Source organism: Reichenbachiella sp., from assembly GCF_039941815.1.
Lineage (GTDB): Bacteria > Bacteroidota > Bacteroidia > Cytophagales > Cyclobacteriaceae > Reichenbachiella.
On the sequence record NZ_JBDVDW010000026.1, the window covers coordinates 164,036 to 181,280 of the forward strand.

Genomic DNA, 17,245 nt, shown 5'->3' on the forward strand with positions numbered 1-17,245 from the left:
TTTTTGATAATCATATGACCCATTTTATCCATGAAATCTCGAGTCCGTTAACACAAAAAAAGGAGGAAAATTTTCCTCCTTTTTGTCTTGTTAATTTCGTATTAACGCTAGTTCTGATACTTTAGTACAGCTTTTTTCAACGAGTCTCGATTGGCAACTATAGTAGGATCAGAATAGACCTTGGCTGATAACTCTGCAATTACAGCTTTCTTGAAGCCGAGCTTGACTGCTACTTCTTCACAATATTTCACTTCGCTTAAAAATACTTCCTTATCTATCTTCATGAGTTGGACCACATTGAACAGGTATTCAAACTTCTCATCATCAGTCATGGTACTCAAAGGTGGCAATGGCTCTGGATTCTCCAACAGACCAGTGATTTCGTCTTCTGTGACACCATTGGCTTTACCCACCATCAGAATCATATCCTTCTCATCGTCTGCGAAGTCGTTGTCTATATTTGCCAACTTCACCAACATACTAAGTTGTGATTTTATGCTCATTATTACTTACAGTTTATTAATGCGTATTATGTTTCAGTCTAGTTAAGTCGATTTATACTTATTTGCCAATGCCTGCAAATTTTCTCTGGTCGCTCCAAATGCCGCATCACCAAATATCCTTGTACTCAGTGCGCTTACCACATGCTTTTTATAACCAAGTCTCGTGGCTAATTCTTCACAAAATCGAATTTCACTCAAATATACTTTTTTATCTACTTTCATGAGTTGAATTAAACTATAGAGGTATTCAAACTTATCTTCATCAGTGAGATTCACGATTGGAGGGAGTTCGTGGCTTTTTTTTGCCAATAGCTTTTCGAATAATTCATCGATTTCGGATTCAGGGATTTTGTTCGCTTCGCCCAGCGCATAAATCATTCTTTTCTCTGGTGGAGACAATTGATTGTCGACAAGAGAAAGTTGAATAAGAATGCTCATCTGGGTACGAAAGTCCATGAATAATGCTTCAACGCTTTGCATTAAAGATACAAAAAATATTAAGATTTATGGAAGCCCAATAAAGTGTCTTAAAAGAGCAAAAAATGACATCCCTACAGTGAAATAATCCTGAATGACGATTTATGATACATTCAGAACTCTGGCTAAGATTGTTTGACTCAAGCTTCTAATGGCGCTTAAACCGCTTGCTCCCTTACATTCCATGCAAAACAACACGTCAGGGCTCCAGAATTTACTTATTGCAACTTTTACATAATTGACCTTCAGTTGCTGTATGTTTAAAAAAATACTTTAATTTAGAATCCCAATCAGCATTTTAAAAACATTATATATATTGAGTTGTGCTTTCTTGAATTAATATTTTTCTGTGCTTAGCATAACTTAAAATAGTAAAATATATGGGCATAATTATACCGTTGATATTAATAGCCATTAGCTGTGTGGTGATTTGGAGAGCTGGAGATGGCTTTATGACAGCATCAGAATATATCGGCAGAAACCTATCGGAAGGTGTTAGAGGAGCATCAATCAACGCCATAGCCAGTTCAATGCCAGAAGTATTTACCTCCCTATTTTTTCTTTTTGTATTGATGGACGCTTCAGGATTTTCGGGCGGAATTGGAACTACGGCTGGTAGTGCAATTTTCAATAGCATGGTTATTCCAGCAGTATCTGTAATAGCGGTAATAGGTATAGGTCTGGCAAAAAGGATCGAAGTATCAAAAAAAGTGATGCTCAGAGATGGTATTGCACTGATTATTACCGAAATGATATTCTTAGTTCTGATTAGTGGCTCTAAGCTAGACTGGTATCATGGGCTTATCTTGATGGGTGTTTATGTGGTATACATCACTTACATGTTTATGTCCATGAGAAGTAGCCAGAAAAAAGCTGACACAGGAAAAGTTGAAGAAGAAGAAGAGGAGGAGGAAGAGGAAGACAGAGGCCCTGCTCCGTCGTTTTTCTTAAGCTTGCTCACTTTCAATCTGGAGGATTTATTCATCAGAAACAACAAGGTCTCTGGCAAAAATGCCTGGCCTCTACTGTTTTTCTCTACCTTATCTATCGCCCTGGTATGCTATCTATTGGTAGTGGCCTGTGAATGGATGGGGGCAGAAGTATACGAAGTGCCTTACTTAGGATCGTTTAATGGTCTTGGCATTCCACTTATGTTTGTTGCCTTGGTATTGGCTTCCGCAGCTTCCAGTTTCCCTGACACTATCATCTCTATTAAGGATGCCCAGAGAGGGCAGTACGATGATGCGATTTCAAATGCGCTAGGTAGTAATATATTCGATGTGTGTTTTGCTCTAGGCTTCCCACTATTTATTTTCTGTATCATTCATGGGCCTATTCATATGCCCCCAGAGATTGTAGATTTGAGTAGTGAGTTGCGTTTCTTACTCTTGTTGCTGACAATTCTGGCAGTGGTGATATTCACTTCGACTAAGTATATTGGAAAACTTAAAGCTTTCATGCTGTTGATTATATACTTCCTATTTATTGCCTACATCATTGGCAGAAGTGCTGACAACGAATTGGCAGCTTCTATAGCTGACTTCCTTGTATCTACTGTGAGAGTGCTAAGTATCAATTAAACTCTTTCTACAAAAAAATTGAAAAGGCGAATCTCCCGATTCGCCTTTTTTGTTACTTCAACCTGAAAGTCACCGGTAGCACCATTCTTACCTTGACCGGGCGCCCTCTTTGTTTTCCCGGAGACCAAGGAGCAGCATTACTGATGACCCTTACAGCCTCCTCGTCGCAACCACCACCTATACCTTTGATTGCTTTGACCATAATCAACTTACCATTCTGGTCCACAACAAATTGAACAAAAACACGGCCCTCAATACCCATTTTTCTAGCTTGACTTGGGTATCTCATGTTTTTGCTTACATACTTATAGAAAGCATTCATTCCACCGAGGGGAGCAGGGTTTACTTCAACGATATCTATGATTTCGTCCGTCTCTTCATCTTCAATGGGCTCATCGAAAACTAGGGCTTCAATTATATCGTCTTCACTTACCTCAGTATCTATAATAACCTTCACCTGCTCTATTATTTCTACTTCGTCCTCAATTTCGATTATTTTAGGTAACACTACCACTGGTGGTGGCGGTATTGGGTGAACGGTCGGAGGTAAATCTATTAACTCATCGAAATCCGAATCTGGTTCGTCAAGAACAACGAATTTTCCATCATCATAAAATTTCCATTCAAATGCGGAGGTGACTAGTACCAGACTAATGGCCAAGCCTATATTGAAAAACGCACTCCTTTTCTTTTCCAAATCAATCTTTGGATTTTTTCTTAATTCCATGATTATACTATTTATAGTTAAGATAATGTGCTCACCGCCTTGGTGAACTAGAATTAAGACTTTCCCGGGCGAGTCTTGTACTCTTATTTATTCTGTTTTGAATTCGTCAAATATGTCAGTATCGTCCTGTTCTACAGGTACTCTTTTCTCTTGGAGTCGTTTTACTCCCGCCACTACCATAGCAACTATAGCCAGGGTGGCCAGCACTATGGCCAAAATTCTAAACCAGCCGCTGCCTCTTCTTCTATCCGAAGATTCCTTATGATAAAGCCCCTTGAAATCCTTGTGTCTTTCAATCTGACCTTTGCTCAAAGCCTTCCTTCTCAGTCTGATGTCGTATTTAGTCATCCCCTAACTTATTCATTTTTTCATATCTCTCTTTCAACTTGTTCAAAGATCGATACATTTTCATTTTTACGGCACTCTCCTTCTTTTCTAAAATGAAGGCTATTTCCTTAAAGTTTTTGTTTTCAAAAAATTTTAACTCCAAAATTTGTATCTCCTCATCATCCAACTCCCGAATGAGCTCTGCCAGCACTTTTTGCTTTTGTTCGGCGTCAGCCTCTTCCAAGTTGCCACAGTTCATGACCATTCTTACTTTATGGTCCTCTAACGCCAGCAGTTGCCTTTTGCTTTCTCTAAAATACTTATTGGCCTCATTAGCTGCAATTCGATACAACCATGCACCAAATGGGACCCCTCGATATTCAAATTTATGAATGGCATTCATGGCATTCATAAACACTTTTGATGTCAGGTCTGCAGCTACGTCTTCGTCATCTGTTTTCCTGAATACATATCTAAAAATCGACTCGTAATACCTGTTGTAGATGGGCTCGAAGTGCTGCAAATCCTTTTTCGCTAGAGCGATCATTGCTTCTTCGTCTTCCACATCATTACGATCAGTATTTGTATCCAATTGATTAATGTTTTGTAGGTATAATCGTTCTGTATAAAAAAAGTCACAACTTTCTTACCAAAAAAAATAGCCTGTTCTTCTATGCCTCTCAGAATGCATTAAATTAGAGCTATGAGCGAGAGCCAATCAGTCATTGACAAAAAAAAATATCGTACGGTTTATCTGAGGAAAAGAAGGATGCTTTCCTCCAAGGATTTTGATCTGAAAAATGCGAGGCTGCTCTACCACTTTCACCGTTTTTTCGACTCCTCCAGCGCATCGCTTGTACACTCTTTTCTCTCTATTTCGAAAAATAAGGAGGTCAATACCTGGCCGTTGGTCGAATGGCTTCGAACTCAAGGAAAACAAATTGCAATTTCCAGATGTAGTACCAACAGCAATGAGCTTACACACTACCTGTTCGAAAATTATGATCAGCTCAAAGAAAGCTCCTATGGTATACCCGAACCCCAGCATGGAATTGAAATCACACCTGATTCTATTAACGCGGTCTTAATTCCCTTAATTGTCTTTGACCGCCTGGGACAAAGAATTGGATACGGAGCAGGGTACTATGACCGTTTTTTGGCAGCGTGCTCATCTGACTGCCTAAAAATTGGCTTGAGCCTGGCTCCCCCGTTGGATAAAATCCCTTTTTCTGAGGCTCATGACGTTGCCATGGACTATTGTATTACTCCTTTGGGGATCTACGATTTCAAGACCTAATTTAGCCTTATGAACAATTCTCTCGACGTATTGATTATTGGGGCTGGACCCATTGGCCTCGCATGTGGCATTGAAGCCCAAAAAAACCAGCTCTCCTATCAAATATTGGAAAAGGGATGTCTCGTCAATTCTCTATACAACTACCCAATGAATATGACGTTTTTCTCCACAGCTGATAAGCTGGAGATAGGCGGGGTTCCATTTATCTCGCACAACAACAAGCCTACCCGGTCCGAAGCCCTAGAATACTACCGCAGAGTCACTACCAGCTGGAATCTAAATGTAAACCTCTATGAGGGGGTATCAGATATAAAAAAGGGCGATGTTTTTGAAATAACTTCTGAGAAGCACTCATACAAGGCCAAAAACCTCATCATAGCGACTGGGTTTTATGATTTGCCCTTTCTGCTGAATGTCCCTGGTGAAAACCTGCCAAAGGTGAAACACTATTACGATGAGCCTCACCCATACTTCGGACAAAAAATAATCGTGGTAGGCGCTGCCAATTCTGCAGTGGACGTAGCGCTGGAAACCTATAGAAAAGGAGCTGAGGTGACAATGGTGGTGAGAGAGCCTGAAATCAATCCGAGGGTAAAGTATTGGGTACGTCCTGATATAGAAAACCGAATCAAAGAATCATCTATCAAGGCCTATTTCGAATCCAATATCACAGAGATACGCGAAACAGAAGTGGATATCAGGACTCCATCAGGCAGTACTACACTTGCTAATGACTTTGTACTCGCTATGACTGGATACCAACCAGATTTTACCTTCTTACAGTCTCTGGGCATAACTATCGGTACGGATGAAATGAAAACGCCTACCCACAATGCAGAGACAATGGAATCAAACATCAAGGGTATTTTTCTCGCTGGTGTAATTTGTGGTGGACTTCAAACCAATAAATGGTTTATTGAAAACTCTCGTGTGCATGCTGAAGTGATAATCAAGCAAATATTGAAAAATCAGCAGTAATTGATTCTTATCCTACCTGATCCTTCTTCTGGAGGAAGCTTTTCTATTTTGATTATCTATTCGTTCAAACTAGAAAAATACCTCTTGGCTTCTTTAATCACTTTTGGTGAAAGGTAGATGGCAGAAATCATAGTGGGTATGGCCATAAGACCGTACATCACAAATATCAGATTAACCACTCCATTCAATGACCAAACAGAACCTATCACAATAATAGCTACATACCAGTAATTGAAATAATGGCCGTTCTCAGCACCAAAAAGAAAAGAGAAACATTTCTTTCCATAGTAGGCCATTCCAAATACTGTGGTGAAAGCAAAAATCAATACTGGAATAAACAGAATGTACGAGCCGACAACAGGAATCGATTGATCAAAAGCCTGGGCTGTAAGTGAGATTCCATCCTGACCGCCGGTCTGCCAAACACCTGTAGAAAGGATACAAAGACCTGTCATCGTACAAACGATGAGTGTGTCTATTACTGGCCCAAGCATAGCTACCAAACCTTCTCTTATCGGTTCATCAGTTTTAGCTGCCCCATGCATCATAGGGGCAGTACCAATACCAGCCTCATTGGAAAACGCCGCACGCTTAGCTCCTTCTATGATCACGGCTCCAACAGCTCCTCCTAAGACCGCATTTGCGGTGAAAGCATCCTCAAAAATTAATAGGAAGTTTGTAATTACTGCATCTGCATTGATCATCATAATAATCAACACACTGAATCCATAAATCACTACCATGGCTGGCACCAGTTTTGACGCCACATCAGCGATTCTCTTGATTCCTCCAAAAATGACAAGTGCGGTAAAAAAAGTTATGATCAGGCCAATGATAATATTGATCATTAACTCATTTTCCCCAACCAATCCCATGGGACGAAGCAGTACATCCTTGGTCACTTGTACGATTTGATTGGCTTGAAATATCGGTGTCGCTCCGAACAGGCCTGCGATACAGAAAAACGCCGCGAGGGGCTTCCATATCTTGGGCATGCCTTCGCGAATCACATACATCGGCCCTCCTTGCAGGTCTCCTTGACTATCTCTACCTCTATACATGACAGCCAGGGAGCAGGTGAAAAATTTGGTCGTGATTCCCAGCAACGCACTGATCCACATCCAAAAAATTGCTCCAGGGCCACCAGCCACTATGGCGAGTGCTACGCCACTGATATTGCCCATGCCTACTGTGGCTGCCAAATGTCCGGACAAAGCTTGAAAATGGCTGATTTCTCCTTTTTCTTCTGGGTTGTCATATTTCCCTCTGAGCACATCTATTCCATGCTTGAAATATCTGAATGGAAGAAACCGAGCATAAATTGTGAAAAACAATCCCCCTCCTAATAGCAAGATCAAAAGTGGCATTCCCCAGACATACCCCACGGCTGCATTGAAAAAATTCTCAAGGGATTGAAGCAATTCAAACATATTTTTTTATCTATTTAAAGTAGTGTGGAGAGCACTTTCCAGACGTTTTCAGCCAATATTTTGTGCCCCTCAGCTGTAGGATGGATGCCATCTGCAAGGTTGAGTTCGGGATTGCCCGCTACACCTTCCAGCAGAAAGGGTATCAAAGGAATGTCGTACTCTTCGGACAACTCTGGATATATCTGTTGAAAGCTCTCTGTGTACTCCTGTCCCATATTAGGTGGAATCATCATTCCTGCCAGGACGATCCTGCAATCAGGAAATTTTGCCTTCACCTTTTCGATAATCGCTTTCAGATTTTTTCGTGTTTCTGCTGTACTTATTCCTCTGAGTCCATCATTGGCTCCGAGCTCAAGTACGAAAATATCCATTGGGTTTTTCATCACCCACTCTATGCGCGAATTGCCGCTTGCCGTAGTCTCTCCACTCAATCCGGCATTGACGGCCCGATAGTCCAGAGCCAATGAGTCCAGCCGCTCCTGAATCAAAGCAGGAAACGCCTCAGAAAGGTCAAGTTGATAACCAGCGGTAATACTATTGCCAAAAAAGAGAATGGTTTTCTTTTTGGATTCTTGTTGTATGTCCTTTGTCTGGTTTGGTTTTGAGGTTTCTACTTTCTCGGTTTTCTTCTCTGGCTGACAGCTAAATAAAAATACGAAGCATATAAGAGCAATTGACCTATTCATTCGTCGAAGATAGGAATTTCTGTGAAATGATTACCCTTTACTTCAACACGCTCCCTTTGGCTGCCCACCAGGGTTTGACGTCAATGGCTAGTCTACCAGCTTTTACCGCAGGGTCATTGTTGATAATACTATCTGCTTCAGCTTTGGTAGCCACGTCATATATAACTATTCCCCGCATGTCTCCATCATCACCAAATGGACCTGCGATTAGCAATGTCCCAGTTTTCGCATTGGCGCTCATGTAAGCTTGATGTGCCATTTGAATTTCCATGACTTTAGCAGAGTCAAGTTCGGGTTTGTCAGGAACTCGCATCAAAAATCCCATAAAATATTGCTTCATGACGTAGGTAGTGTCACCATCTTTCATTTCAAATTCCCTCGGTGCCTGAGCAGAGGCATTCCAAATGATGAGAACCAGCGCGGCTAGTACTGTTATTTTTTTCATATTGGTTTTTTTCAAAAGATAAACATTATTCAATTACCGAAGAAAGTATAGATCCAGAATTCGGATTAAAGGCTCTTGAGATGACATAATTGGAGCACTTCTATGTTTGAATAATTCGAACCTTTTTATTCGCAACTCAGTTTAGGTAAAAACCCCTAATTTTGCAGATGTACATTATTATGCTCTGAGTTTTATTTAAATTCGCGGCGCAATCAACATTAAAGTCAAGAAGCGTATGAGATGGATCATGAGATCAAAGATTCACAAAGCGGTAGTAACTGAAGCGAATCTAAACTATGTGGGCAGTATCACAATTGACCGAGATCTGATCGACTTGGTTGGATTAAGAAAAGGTGAAAAGGTACAGATTGTAAGTAATACATCTGGTTCGCGTCTGGAGACTTATGTAATCGAAGGACCTCGGGGGTCAGGTGCCATCTGTATGAATGGAGCAGCGGCTCATCTCATAAAAGAGGGTGAGGAGATCATTATCATGGGCTATGAGCTTACTGATCAGGAAATCAAACCGCAAACGATTCTGGTAGACGAAAACAACAAGTTCGTCCAGTGGCTCGAAGAGTCCTATGAACTGAACAGAGATATTAACTTCAATTAAGGTTACCTCATCTATTCCTTTGCATTCATAAACTTCTGGTATTACATTCCGTAAAATTCGGAAACTACAGATTACATGTCTACAATCCTCAAAGTTCAAAATCTTTCAAAGACTTACAGGAGCGGTTCCAAATCGCTACAAGTGTTGAGCAATATTAGCTTCAGTCTAAATGCCGGCGAATCAATAGCCATCGTAGGCCCATCCGGTAGTGGTAAGACTACGCTATTGGGATTGGCTGCTGGCCTGGATCAATGTGACGAAGGACTGGTTGAAATAAATCAGATAAAACTTAATAGTTTGAGTGAAGACGACAGAGCACAGCTAAGAAATGAACATGTAGGGTTTATTTTTCAAAATTTCCAGCTGATCCCCACGCTTTCCGCTCTGGAAAACGTGATGGTGCCTCTTGAGCTCAGGGGAGATAAAGGTGCAAAAACCATTGCAGAACGACTGCTGATGGAGGTAGGGCTGGCTGACCGTGCGGATCATTATCCCACTCAACTATCAGGAGGAGAGCAGCAACGCGTCGCTATCGCCAGGGCTTTTTCAAGTGAACCAAAGGTATTATTTGCAGATGAGCCTACAGGAAATTTGGATAGCGAAACAGGGCAAAAAATAGAGGACTTATTATTTACCCTCAACCGCGACAAAGGCACAGCACTTGTATTAGTAACGCACGATCCAGACCTCGCACAAAAGACAGATCAGATCATTCACCTCAAAGGAGGTAAGATGGTAGAGGCAAATGCAATGAAATCCTCTGTAGCGAGCTAGTATGGACTCGAAAATCAAAATTGGTAAAGCAAGATATTCTCGAAGTTGGTTGCTAAAAATGGCTTGGCGAGACAGCAGGAGGAGCAGATCCAAACTGCTATTGTTTACTACTTCAATCGCCATCGGCATAGCCGCACTTGTAGCCATCAATTCTTTCAAGTTAAACCTGGATGAAGAGATCCAGCTGCAGGCTAAGTCTCTACTGGGTGCAGACCTTGAAGTCTACACAACGCAGCCTTACAGTCAAGAACAGCTAGATTTAATAGATTCCCTTGGAGAGGAGAGATCAAGCCAGACCCGATTTGCATCGATGGTCTATTTTCCTCAGACAGATGGTACTCGTTTGGTACAAGTCAGAGGAATTCAAGGATTCTATCCATATTATGGCAAAATCGAAACCGAGCCTCATTGGGCCGCAGGCGATCTAACCAATGGCCCGTATGCTCTGGTGGATGAGAAGCTCATGATGCAATTCAACGTAGAGCTGGGGGATGACATATTGATCGGGAAACTCAAATTTGAAATCCGAGGTAAGCTGAGAAATGTCCCTGGTCAGAGTGGAATTTCAACATCTGTCGCTCCCGTTGTGTATGTATCTGAAGGCTACTTACCTTATACGGGCCTAATAAAAAAGGGCAGTAGAGTGACCTACTCAAAGTTTTTTAAGTATGCTACGGAGAGTCGGGCCGATGAAATAACAAAGTTATACAAGGACAGATTCAAAGAACTTGAATTAGGACATGAAACGGTAGAAGAGCGGAAAAAAGACACAAGTGAGGCCTTCGAAAACATGTCTGTTTTCCTGAATTTAGCGGCTTTCATTGCTTTGCTTCTCGGAAGTATTGGGGTGGCTGGTGCAGTTCATATTTATCTAAAGGAGAAAAATCAATCGGTTGCAATATTGAGATGTTTAGGCGTCAAAAGTAAACAGGCATTCTACATCTATCTATATCAGGTTTTGTTGATGGGTATGGTAGGCTCGGTGATCGGAACTTTTGCAGGGCTAGGATTGCAGTATTACCTTCCTCAACTCCTTGGTGAGGTTCTTCCGTTCTCTTTCGAACCACGTATATTTTGGGTAGTGATTGTAGAAGGTATCCTGTTAGGAGTAATTATTGCGGTGTTGTTCGCTTTGCTTCCACTCATCAAGCTGGGCAAGATATCTCCGCTACAATCAATTCGTGCTGCCTATGAAACACAAAAAAACTCGATCAGCATAGAAAGCATTATCATCTATGTATTGCTGGGCTTGTTCCTGTTTGGCTTTGCCTTTTTCCAAATTGGCAAATGGAAACAAGCACTTGCATTTGTATTAGGCCTGGCCGTGACTTTCGGTCTTTTGGTGCTGATTGTAAAGGGGCTCATGTATGCAGCGAAAAAAATCTCCACAAGGACTTCCTCCTTCCTCATCAAACAAGGCATCGCCAACTTGTATCGTCCCAATAATCAGAGCACGATTTTACTACTAACTATTGGAATCTGTGCTGTCTTGATTTCGACTCTCCTCTTCTCGAGGTACATTCTGGTCGAACAAATAACTCTGGTAGGTTCGGAAGATAGGCCAAATATGGTGCTCTTCGATATTCAGACTACTCAGAAAGAAGAGCTAAAAGCTTTAACTCTCGATTATGATTTACCTGTGGTGCAGGATGTGCCAATTGTGACCATGCGGTTAAAAGAAATCAATGGAATCAACAAAAAGAAAGCAGAGCAGGATTCGTTGGAAGATCTTCCGGCTTGGGTATTTAATAGAGAATATCGAGTGACTTTTAGAGACACATTAGTCAACTCCGAGACACTAACAGAAGGTAGATTGCAGACTAAAGTAGAAAGCCCCAATGACAGTATCTTCGTTTCAGTATCCGAAGGATTTGCAAAGGGAAGAAATTGGAAAATCGGCGACGAACTGCTCTTCAACGTACAGGGAGCACTGGTTAAAACCTATATTGGTAATTTTAGAAAGGTAGATTGGAGAAGAGTTCAGACCAATTTTCTCCTGGTATTTCCTACTGGTGTATTAGAACAAGCACCGCAGTTTCATGTGCTGGTGACCAAGGTAGATAAATCGGATGTCTCAGCTAGGTTTCAACAGGCTGTGGTACGGCTATTCCCAAATGTCTCTATCATAGATCTTGACCTTATCATTAAAACACTGGAAGATATCCTCAACAAAGTCTCCTTTGCAATCAACTTTATGGCCGGTTTTAGTGTGCTCACTGGGTTGATTGTACTTGCAGGGTCTGTGGTACTCAGCAAATCTCAGCGTGTACAGGAAAGTGTGTTACTCAGAACGATCGGGGCTAGATCTTATCAAATATTCTGGATCACCTGTCTCGAGTATTTTGCTCTAGGGTCAATCGCATCTTTGGCTGGCCTTATCCTGGCACATTCATTTAGCTGGATGCTGGCAAAATTTGTCTTTGAAAATGACTTCATCTTCAGCACCTATTATTCTGTTCTAATTTTTATCTCCGTGACTTTTGGCACCCTGGTAATCGGTCTGTTCAACATCAGACCAGTACTAAGAAAAAGCCCCTTAGAAATTTTGAGAAAGGAAATTTGAGGGTGTATTATCATATTCTTGTCTTATATATAACTAATTCAAGAAATAATGAGACATTTTGTAGTCATCTTTTTAATTGTACTGCTAGGTTTTTCTGTCACTTTCTTAATGATATAGTTGTTTTTTCAGGGTCTATTGGACTTTCCCAATGGATATTTTGCTTAGCAACCATTGGTAGTGGTGCTCACTAGTAATATATTACGTTAGTAATTAAATGAGACGGAATGAATGACAATCAAATTTGATTGTAAGGAAAATGGTTTGATGAAGTCTCAAAATAGTATTGAATCATGAAATTGATTTGGAACAATAATCTTGACCCAGAGGTAGAAGATAGACTGCAATTCCTGAGCCTGTCATATGAAAAACGATGGGAGTATATGATGAAACTGATCATGTCTAATCAATCCAAAAAAATTCCTACCAATAATAAGAAGCGAATTGAATGGATATAAATAATCCATATTATCTCGAAGTACTTAAATCGCTCAATTCCTGTAAGGTCGAATATATTCTTGTCGGTGGTCTAGCCGTAGGCTTGCATGGGTATTCCAGATATACAGGCGATATGGATTTGTGGGTAAATCCGACAAAAGTGAATATCAATAGATTGTACAGGGCTCTCCTAGAAATGGGATATGACAAGTCAGTTGTCGAATCAATCCAGACGACCAGAGACATTGAAAACCCTACACCGATTCGATTGATCGAAGATGACGGCGTTTTTAAAGTTGATCTAATGACTCACACCTTTCAAAAAATCTATTCTTTCGAAGAGTGCAGAAATAGCGCTCAAATGTATGAAAGCGATGGAGTATCAATTCCTGTTGTTCATATAAATCATCTCATTAAGATGAAGGAAAACACAAAACGTTTGGATGACAACTTGAAAGATTTAGTGGATGCCCAAGAATTGAAAAAAATAGTCAAATTACAATCAAAAATTAAGGGTCAAAGTCTCTGATCAGCGGATCAAAAAAAAGGAAACCCCTGCTGGATTTCCTTAAAGTCAATTTGAAATAAACGGTATTTTCTAAGCAGGCACCTGCTCCAAAACAGCAGTTTTAACTGTTTTGATAATTCTTGCGGCAATCTTGTAAGGGTCACCATTAGATGCTGGTCTTCTATCTTCCAACCATCCTTTCCATCCATTTTCTACGGTTGCGATAGGCACGCGAATAGAGGCTCCTCTGTCCGATACACCATAGCTAAACTTATCAATTGACTGCGTCTCATGCGCTCCAGTCAATCTTTGATCATTTTCAGCCCCGTAGACTGCTATATGTTCTTTTACTAGCGGTGCAAATGCCTCGCATATAGTCTGATACACTTCTTGTGAACCGCAGCTTCTCAACGTCGTGTTGGAGAAGTTGGCGTGCATCCCGGAACCGTTCCAATCTCCTTTGATTGGCTTGGGTCTCCATTCGATAGCCACTCCATATTTCTCTGCTGTCCGTTCCAGCAAGTATCTTCCAATCCAGGTGTGATCACCGGCTTCAGCGGCTCCTTTGGCAAATACCTGAAATTCCCACTGTCCTGCAGCTACTTCAGCGTTTATACCTTCTACATTCACACCTGCTTCCAGGCACAAATCCAAATGCTCTTCGATAATCGCTCTTCCATAGGCATTGTTTGCCCCCACTGAGCAATAATATGGACCTTGTGGTCTAGGGAAGCCACTCTCAGGAAATCCTAGTGGTTTTCCAGTATTGTTATCTATTAGAAAATACTCCTGCTCAAATCCGAACCAGAAATCATTGTCATCGTCATCAATTGTAGCACGGCCGTTGCTTTCATGTGCTGTACCGTCAGCGTTCAACACCTCTGTCATTACCAGAAAGGCATTTTTTCTGTCTGGATCTGGAAAGATCGCTACCGGTTTTAACAAACAGTCTGAAGAATTGCCTTCTGCTTGTTCGGTCGAACTACCATCAAAAGACCACATCGGGCAGCTTTCAATTTTACCGTCGAATCCATCAACAATTTTGGTTTTACTTCTTAAACTTTGTGTTGGCTTATATCCATCCAACCAAATGTACTCTAGCTTTGCTTTTGCCATTTTATTAATTTTAGCTTTTACTTTATTACATTAATTTTATTTCAAACTGCGTCTTAAACCGATGACTAAGCTGTGGATTAGAAATTTGCCAAGGCGCTAAATAGCACCCCGGCAAAAGCTAAATCTCGAATTTTTTAGAACGCATATACTGCTGCCAACGTGAACGAAGACAGGCTTTTGTTCAATTCTGGGTTGATCAAAACCGGCTCATCCGGGTCAGTTAAATCCCATCCATCATTGTCACTTACAAATCCATCATAAGACAGCATGTCCATTCTGAATTCTGGAATGATTGTCAAGGCGCCAACAGAGTAGTTAGCTGACAGCGTTAAATCAATCACATTTTCATCCAATGCTATTGCACCTACTCCTTCATCCTTGAAGTATTCCCCTCTGATTCCCATAGAGAAATCATCTGAGAAAGAGTTTTGTAGATATAGTGCCGCTCCCGTGAAGCTGTCTTTAGCTTTGGTTGCGTTCACTCCCAAATAGATTGCATCAGTCAGATCCCAACCAGCAGTCAAATCCACTTGGTAGAAATCATCAGATAGAATAGTATTCAGGTAAGCACCGCCATATCCCAATTGAGCTCCAAAGGCATATTCTCCATTTGGATTGTAATCGGTAGCATCGGTAGGATTCAGTACAGCCAGCATCAATGATGCTTCTCCCATTGTGATATCCGCTTTCAAGCCAGTGTGTGAAAAAGGGCCATATGAAAACATGTATGACGTGGAATAGTTGTAATTACTGGCTGGTGAAATCACTTCATACCCTAAAAAGGTGTTGAAGTTACCTATGGTCAGAGTCACATTATCGCTTACATTCCAGTAGGCATATAATTGATTGACTATGCTTGAAGAAGCGGTAGTAGATAAAAATACCGCATCAGTACCTCGTGGTCCGAAAACCAGATCAGCTACAAAACCAGTCTTTTCTCCATCTAGCGCTAATATTACATTGGCCATACCTAAGGCAAAACCAGTCTGATTTGCAAAAGAAGTACCAGGAGCCAAAGTAGATCCGTCGCTGGCATCATTGGTGCCGCCACTTAGCACTGCTCTGTAGTATGCATCTACGCTACCCGAGATAGAAAGCTCTGGTGTGGATACTTCTTCTTGAGCAAATGCATCATATGACAGAGTAAAAATTGTTATCATAACAATGGTTAGAAATTTCTTCATGATTAAATTTGTGTTTTGGTTCATAAATTTGTTTTGACAGATTTGTGATATTAAGTCCTGCTTCTACATGTTGGCAGACATGTGAAGCAGGCTCTTTTTTTATCAGTCGTCGTAGACGATTGTATATCCCCTGATCCCATGTTCGTGGGTGTCAAGTCCTTCTGTTTCGTGTTGTTCTGATACTCTCACTCCGATGGTTTTCTTCAGTATGAAGAAGATGGCAAATGCTATTGGGAAAGCACCCAAAGCGTACATAGCCACACCGTAGAGTTGAGTAACAAATGAATGGTCAGGATTTGTAGAGAAGATACCTACGGCTAGTGTGCCCCAGATTCCACATGTGAGATGTACTGATACCGCACCTACTACATCGTCCAATTTTAATTTATCAAGTGTAATCGCAGAGAAGACCACAAGAATTCCTGCAACAGCACCGACGATCAGTGAGTTATTGACAGAGATCACATCAGCTCCTGCTGTGATACCTACCAAACCGGCTAGAATACCATTGAGCACCATCCCAAGATCTAATCTCTTGAATACAAAGTAAGCTGTGAGAAACCCGAAAAGACCACCAGCACAAGCTGCGATACACGTAGTAACTAATACAAATGAAACCAAATCCGGATCAGCTGATAGCACTGAGCCACCGTTGAATCCAAACCAGCCTAACCAAAGTAGAAATACGCCGATAACTGCGAGCGGTACTGAGGTACCAGGTTTGTCGATGACTTTTCCATCTACATATTTTCCAAGTCTTGGGCCAATAACCATGATACCGGCTAATGCTCCCCATCCACCTACTGAGTGAACGAGTGTAGAGCCTGCAAAATCATAAAACCCTGCAGTATCAAGGAAGCCTGTTCCCCATTTCCAGCTACCCAATATTGGATAAACAATACCTACATAAACTACAGTAAACAACATGTAGGTAGATATTTTGACTCTTTCTGCAATAGCTCCAGACACGATAGTAGCAGCTGTAGCTGCAAACATGCCCTGGAATAAGAAGTCTGTCCAATAGGTATATCCCCCACCAGCATAATCGATCGATGCTCCATCTCCGGCATCTAGTCCAAATCCAGCAAATCCGAACACTCCATCTATAAAATTAAACTCACCTGGATACATGAGGTTGAATCCACATATCATATAAGTGAGCAAACCAATAATTGGTGTGATTGTATTTTTGAAGAGGATGTTTACGGTATTCTTAGATTGACCGAAACCGGCTTCAACTCCGGAAAAACCAAGGTGCATTATAAACACCAAAGCTGTGGCCAACATCATCCAAACATTGTTGGCTGTAAATAGTGCGGTAGCACCAACAGATGCAGCATCGACTACGGCGGCGGTAAGTTCTGCAGGAACTTCGGCAACCACTGGCACCTGAGCTTCTACTACCTCGACCGAATCTTGAGCTACACTCGTCAACAGATTAATCATAGCATGTAATTTTTAGTTCTAAATTGTTTTTCTCATCAATCGCCCACCTTGGGGATTCAAGACTTTTCTATAGAATTCTGCAAAGTCCACTGATATTGGTTCTATTTCTAACCATTACCTGAAGGATTTGCAATAATTCAAACTAATTTGGGT

The 17,245-nt window shown here is 41.2% G+C and carries 19 protein-coding genes; 8 read left to right on the forward strand and 11 right to left on the reverse strand.

Annotated elements, in window-relative coordinates:
* Nucleotides 1-107 precede the first annotated feature (107 nt).
* Both ABJF11_RS05370 and ABJF11_RS05375 read right to left on the reverse strand, forming a co-directional pair.
* The gene (locus ABJF11_RS05370) at nucleotides 108-503 is read right to left on the reverse strand and encodes a TerB family tellurite resistance protein (RefSeq protein ID WP_348118606.1); all 396 of its coding nucleotides are present in this window, start codon (nucleotides 501-503) and stop codon (nucleotides 108-110) included.
* 42 nt (nucleotides 504-545) lie between these two features.
* A complete protein-coding gene (locus ABJF11_RS05375; RefSeq protein WP_348118607.1) occupies nucleotides 546-959 on the reverse strand; it encodes a TerB family tellurite resistance protein in 414 nt (137 codons plus the stop codon).
* A gap of 401 nt (nucleotides 960-1,360) precedes the next feature.
* Between ABJF11_RS05375 and ABJF11_RS05380 the strand changes: the two genes are divergently transcribed.
* Nucleotides 1,361-2,560 (forward strand): hypothetical protein, encoded by a 1,200-nt coding sequence (locus ABJF11_RS05380; protein WP_348118608.1) that lies wholly within the window; start codon nucleotides 1,361-1,363, stop codon nucleotides 2,558-2,560.
* 52 nt (nucleotides 2,561-2,612) lie between these two features.
* On the opposite strand, the gene ABJF11_RS05385 is transcribed toward ABJF11_RS05380, so the two are convergent.
* The 3 genes from ABJF11_RS05385 to ABJF11_RS05395 all read right to left on the reverse strand — a co-directional run bounded on the left by ABJF11_RS05385 (nucleotide 2,613) and on the right by ABJF11_RS05395 (nucleotide 4,206).
* Nucleotides 2,613-3,287, reverse strand: a complete 675-nt coding sequence (locus ABJF11_RS05385) for an energy transducer TonB (protein ID WP_348118610.1) — start codon at nucleotides 3,285-3,287, stop codon at nucleotides 2,613-2,615.
* Nucleotides 3,288-3,374: 87 nt separating this feature from the next.
* Nucleotides 3,375-3,635, reverse strand: coding sequence for a hypothetical protein (locus ABJF11_RS05390; RefSeq protein ID WP_348118611.1), 261 nt, complete (start codon nucleotides 3,633-3,635; stop codon nucleotides 3,375-3,377).
* Nucleotides 3,628-4,206 (reverse strand): sigma-70 family RNA polymerase sigma factor, encoded by a 579-nt coding sequence (locus ABJF11_RS05395; RefSeq protein WP_348118613.1) that lies wholly within the window; start codon nucleotides 4,204-4,206, stop codon nucleotides 3,628-3,630. Before ABJF11_RS05395 ends, ABJF11_RS05390 begins: the two co-directional genes overlap by 8 nt.
* Nucleotides 4,207-4,317: 111 nt before the next feature.
* Between ABJF11_RS05395 and ABJF11_RS05400 the strand changes: the two genes are divergently transcribed.
* Nucleotides 4,318-4,911 carry a 5-formyltetrahydrofolate cyclo-ligase gene (locus ABJF11_RS05400; RefSeq protein WP_348118614.1) on the forward strand — a complete coding sequence of 198 codons (594 nt, stop codon included), beginning with the start codon at nucleotides 4,318-4,320 and terminating at the stop codon, nucleotides 4,909-4,911.
* 9 nt (nucleotides 4,912-4,920) lie between these two features.
* Nucleotides 4,921-5,889 (forward strand): YpdA family putative bacillithiol disulfide reductase, encoded by a 969-nt coding sequence (locus ABJF11_RS05405; RefSeq protein ID WP_348118615.1) that lies wholly within the window; start codon nucleotides 4,921-4,923, stop codon nucleotides 5,887-5,889.
* A gap of 56 nt (nucleotides 5,890-5,945) precedes the next feature.
* Here ABJF11_RS05405 and ABJF11_RS05410 read toward each other — a convergent pair whose 3' ends face one another.
* The 3 genes from ABJF11_RS05410 to ABJF11_RS05420 are packed head-to-tail and all read right to left on the reverse strand — an operon-like array spanning nucleotide 5,946 to nucleotide 8,450.
* Nucleotides 5,946-7,319: an alanine/glycine:cation symporter family protein gene (locus ABJF11_RS05410; RefSeq protein WP_348118616.1), complete on the reverse strand. Its 1,374-nt coding sequence runs from the start codon at nucleotides 7,317-7,319 to the stop codon at nucleotides 5,946-5,948.
* A 14-nt stretch (nucleotides 7,320-7,333) separates the two neighbouring features.
* Nucleotides 7,334-8,005: an arylesterase gene (locus ABJF11_RS05415; protein ID WP_348118617.1), complete on the reverse strand. Its 672-nt coding sequence runs from the start codon at nucleotides 8,003-8,005 to the stop codon at nucleotides 7,334-7,336.
* Nucleotides 8,006-8,042: 37 nt separating this feature from the next.
* Nucleotides 8,043-8,450, reverse strand: coding sequence for a YciI family protein (locus ABJF11_RS05420; RefSeq protein ID WP_348118618.1), 408 nt, complete (start codon nucleotides 8,448-8,450; stop codon nucleotides 8,043-8,045).
* A gap of 247 nt (nucleotides 8,451-8,697) precedes the next feature.
* On the opposite strand from ABJF11_RS05420, the gene panD reads away from it, so the two are divergent.
* The 5 genes from panD to ABJF11_RS05445 all read left to right on the forward strand — a co-directional run bounded on the left by panD (nucleotide 8,698) and on the right by ABJF11_RS05445 (nucleotide 13,367).
* Nucleotides 8,698-9,066 carry an aspartate 1-decarboxylase gene (gene panD, locus ABJF11_RS05425; RefSeq protein WP_348118620.1) on the forward strand — a complete coding sequence of 123 codons (369 nt, stop codon included), beginning with the start codon at nucleotides 8,698-8,700 and terminating at the stop codon, nucleotides 9,064-9,066.
* 75 nt (nucleotides 9,067-9,141) lie between these two features.
* Nucleotides 9,142-9,840, forward strand: coding sequence for an ABC transporter ATP-binding protein (locus ABJF11_RS05430; RefSeq protein ID WP_348118621.1), 699 nt, complete (start codon nucleotides 9,142-9,144; stop codon nucleotides 9,838-9,840).
* A 58-nt stretch (nucleotides 9,841-9,898) separates the two neighbouring features.
* Nucleotides 9,899-12,403 (forward strand): FtsX-like permease family protein, encoded by a 2,505-nt coding sequence (locus ABJF11_RS05435; RefSeq protein WP_348118622.1) that lies wholly within the window; start codon nucleotides 9,899-9,901, stop codon nucleotides 12,401-12,403.
* A 290-nt stretch (nucleotides 12,404-12,693) separates the two neighbouring features.
* Nucleotides 12,694-12,858 carry a hypothetical protein gene (locus ABJF11_RS05440; RefSeq protein WP_348118623.1) on the forward strand — a complete coding sequence of 55 codons (165 nt, stop codon included), beginning with the start codon at nucleotides 12,694-12,696 and terminating at the stop codon, nucleotides 12,856-12,858.
* Nucleotides 12,849-13,367 (forward strand): nucleotidyltransferase, encoded by a 519-nt coding sequence (locus ABJF11_RS05445; protein WP_348118624.1) that lies wholly within the window; start codon nucleotides 12,849-12,851, stop codon nucleotides 13,365-13,367. Before ABJF11_RS05440 ends, ABJF11_RS05445 begins: the two co-directional genes overlap by 10 nt.
* 69 nt (nucleotides 13,368-13,436) lie before the next feature.
* Here the strand turns inward: ABJF11_RS05445 and ABJF11_RS05450 are convergent, their stop codons facing one another.
* From ABJF11_RS05450 to ABJF11_RS05460, 3 genes are all read right to left on the reverse strand, one after another.
* Nucleotides 13,437-14,462 carry a glutamine synthetase beta-grasp domain-containing protein gene (locus ABJF11_RS05450; protein ID WP_348118625.1) on the reverse strand — a complete coding sequence of 342 codons (1,026 nt, stop codon included), beginning with the start codon at nucleotides 14,460-14,462 and terminating at the stop codon, nucleotides 13,437-13,439.
* 134 nt (nucleotides 14,463-14,596) lie between these two features.
* Nucleotides 14,597-15,646: an outer membrane beta-barrel protein gene (locus tag ABJF11_RS05455; RefSeq protein WP_348118626.1), complete on the reverse strand. Its 1,050-nt coding sequence runs from the start codon at nucleotides 15,644-15,646 to the stop codon at nucleotides 14,597-14,599.
* Between the two features lie 102 nt (nucleotides 15,647-15,748).
* Nucleotides 15,749-17,092: an ammonium transporter gene (locus ABJF11_RS05460; protein WP_348118627.1), complete on the reverse strand. Its 1,344-nt coding sequence runs from the start codon at nucleotides 17,090-17,092 to the stop codon at nucleotides 15,749-15,751.
* Nucleotides 17,093-17,245: the final 153 nt, after the last annotated feature.

Bases quoted from the DNA above. Each gene is read 5' to 3' on its own strand.
- ABJF11_RS05415 (WP_348118617.1), bottom strand. From the start codon at position 8,005: ATGAATAGGTCAATTGCTCTTATATGCTTCGTATTTTTATTTAGCTGT.
- ABJF11_RS05390 (WP_348118611.1), bottom strand. From the start codon at position 3,635: ATGACTAAATACGACATCAGACTGAGAAGGAAGGCTTTGAGCAAAGGT.
- ABJF11_RS05400 (WP_348118614.1), top strand. From the start codon at position 4,318: ATGAGCGAGAGCCAATCAGTCATTGACAAAAAAAAATATCGTACGGTT.
- ABJF11_RS05370 (WP_348118606.1), bottom strand. From the start codon at position 503: ATGAGCATAAAATCACAACTTAGTATGTTGGTGAAGTTGGCAAATATA.
- ABJF11_RS05445 (WP_348118624.1), top strand. From the start codon at position 12,849: ATGGATATAAATAATCCATATTATCTCGAAGTACTTAAATCGCTCAAT.
- ABJF11_RS05375 (WP_348118607.1), bottom strand. From the start codon at position 959: ATGGACTTTCGTACCCAGATGAGCATTCTTATTCAACTTTCTCTTGTC.
- ABJF11_RS05430 (WP_348118621.1), top strand. From the start codon at position 9,142: ATGTCTACAATCCTCAAAGTTCAAAATCTTTCAAAGACTTACAGGAGC.
- ABJF11_RS05455 (WP_348118626.1), bottom strand. From the start codon at position 15,646: ATGAAGAAATTTCTAACCATTGTTATGATAACAATTTTTACTCTGTCA.
- ABJF11_RS05385 (WP_348118610.1), bottom strand. From the start codon at position 3,287: ATGGAATTAAGAAAAAATCCAAAGATTGATTTGGAAAAGAAAAGGAGT.
- ABJF11_RS05440 (WP_348118623.1), top strand. From the start codon at position 12,694: ATGAAATTGATTTGGAACAATAATCTTGACCCAGAGGTAGAAGATAGA.
- ABJF11_RS05380 (WP_348118608.1), top strand. From the start codon at position 1,361: ATGGGCATAATTATACCGTTGATATTAATAGCCATTAGCTGTGTGGTG.
- ABJF11_RS05405 (WP_348118615.1), top strand. From the start codon at position 4,921: ATGAACAATTCTCTCGACGTATTGATTATTGGGGCTGGACCCATTGGC.
- ABJF11_RS05435 (WP_348118622.1), top strand. From the start codon at position 9,899: ATGGCTTGGCGAGACAGCAGGAGGAGCAGATCCAAACTGCTATTGTTT.
- ABJF11_RS05460 (WP_348118627.1), bottom strand. From the start codon at position 17,092: ATGATTAATCTGTTGACGAGTGTAGCTCAAGATTCGGTCGAGGTAGTA.
- ABJF11_RS05420 (WP_348118618.1), bottom strand. From the start codon at position 8,450: ATGAAAAAAATAACAGTACTAGCCGCGCTGGTTCTCATCATTTGGAAT.
- ABJF11_RS05410 (WP_348118616.1), bottom strand. From the start codon at position 7,319: ATGTTTGAATTGCTTCAATCCCTTGAGAATTTTTTCAATGCAGCCGTG.
- ABJF11_RS05450 (WP_348118625.1), bottom strand. From the start codon at position 14,462: ATGGCAAAAGCAAAGCTAGAGTACATTTGGTTGGATGGATATAAGCCA.
- panD (WP_348118620.1), top strand. From the start codon at position 8,698: ATGAGATCAAAGATTCACAAAGCGGTAGTAACTGAAGCGAATCTAAAC.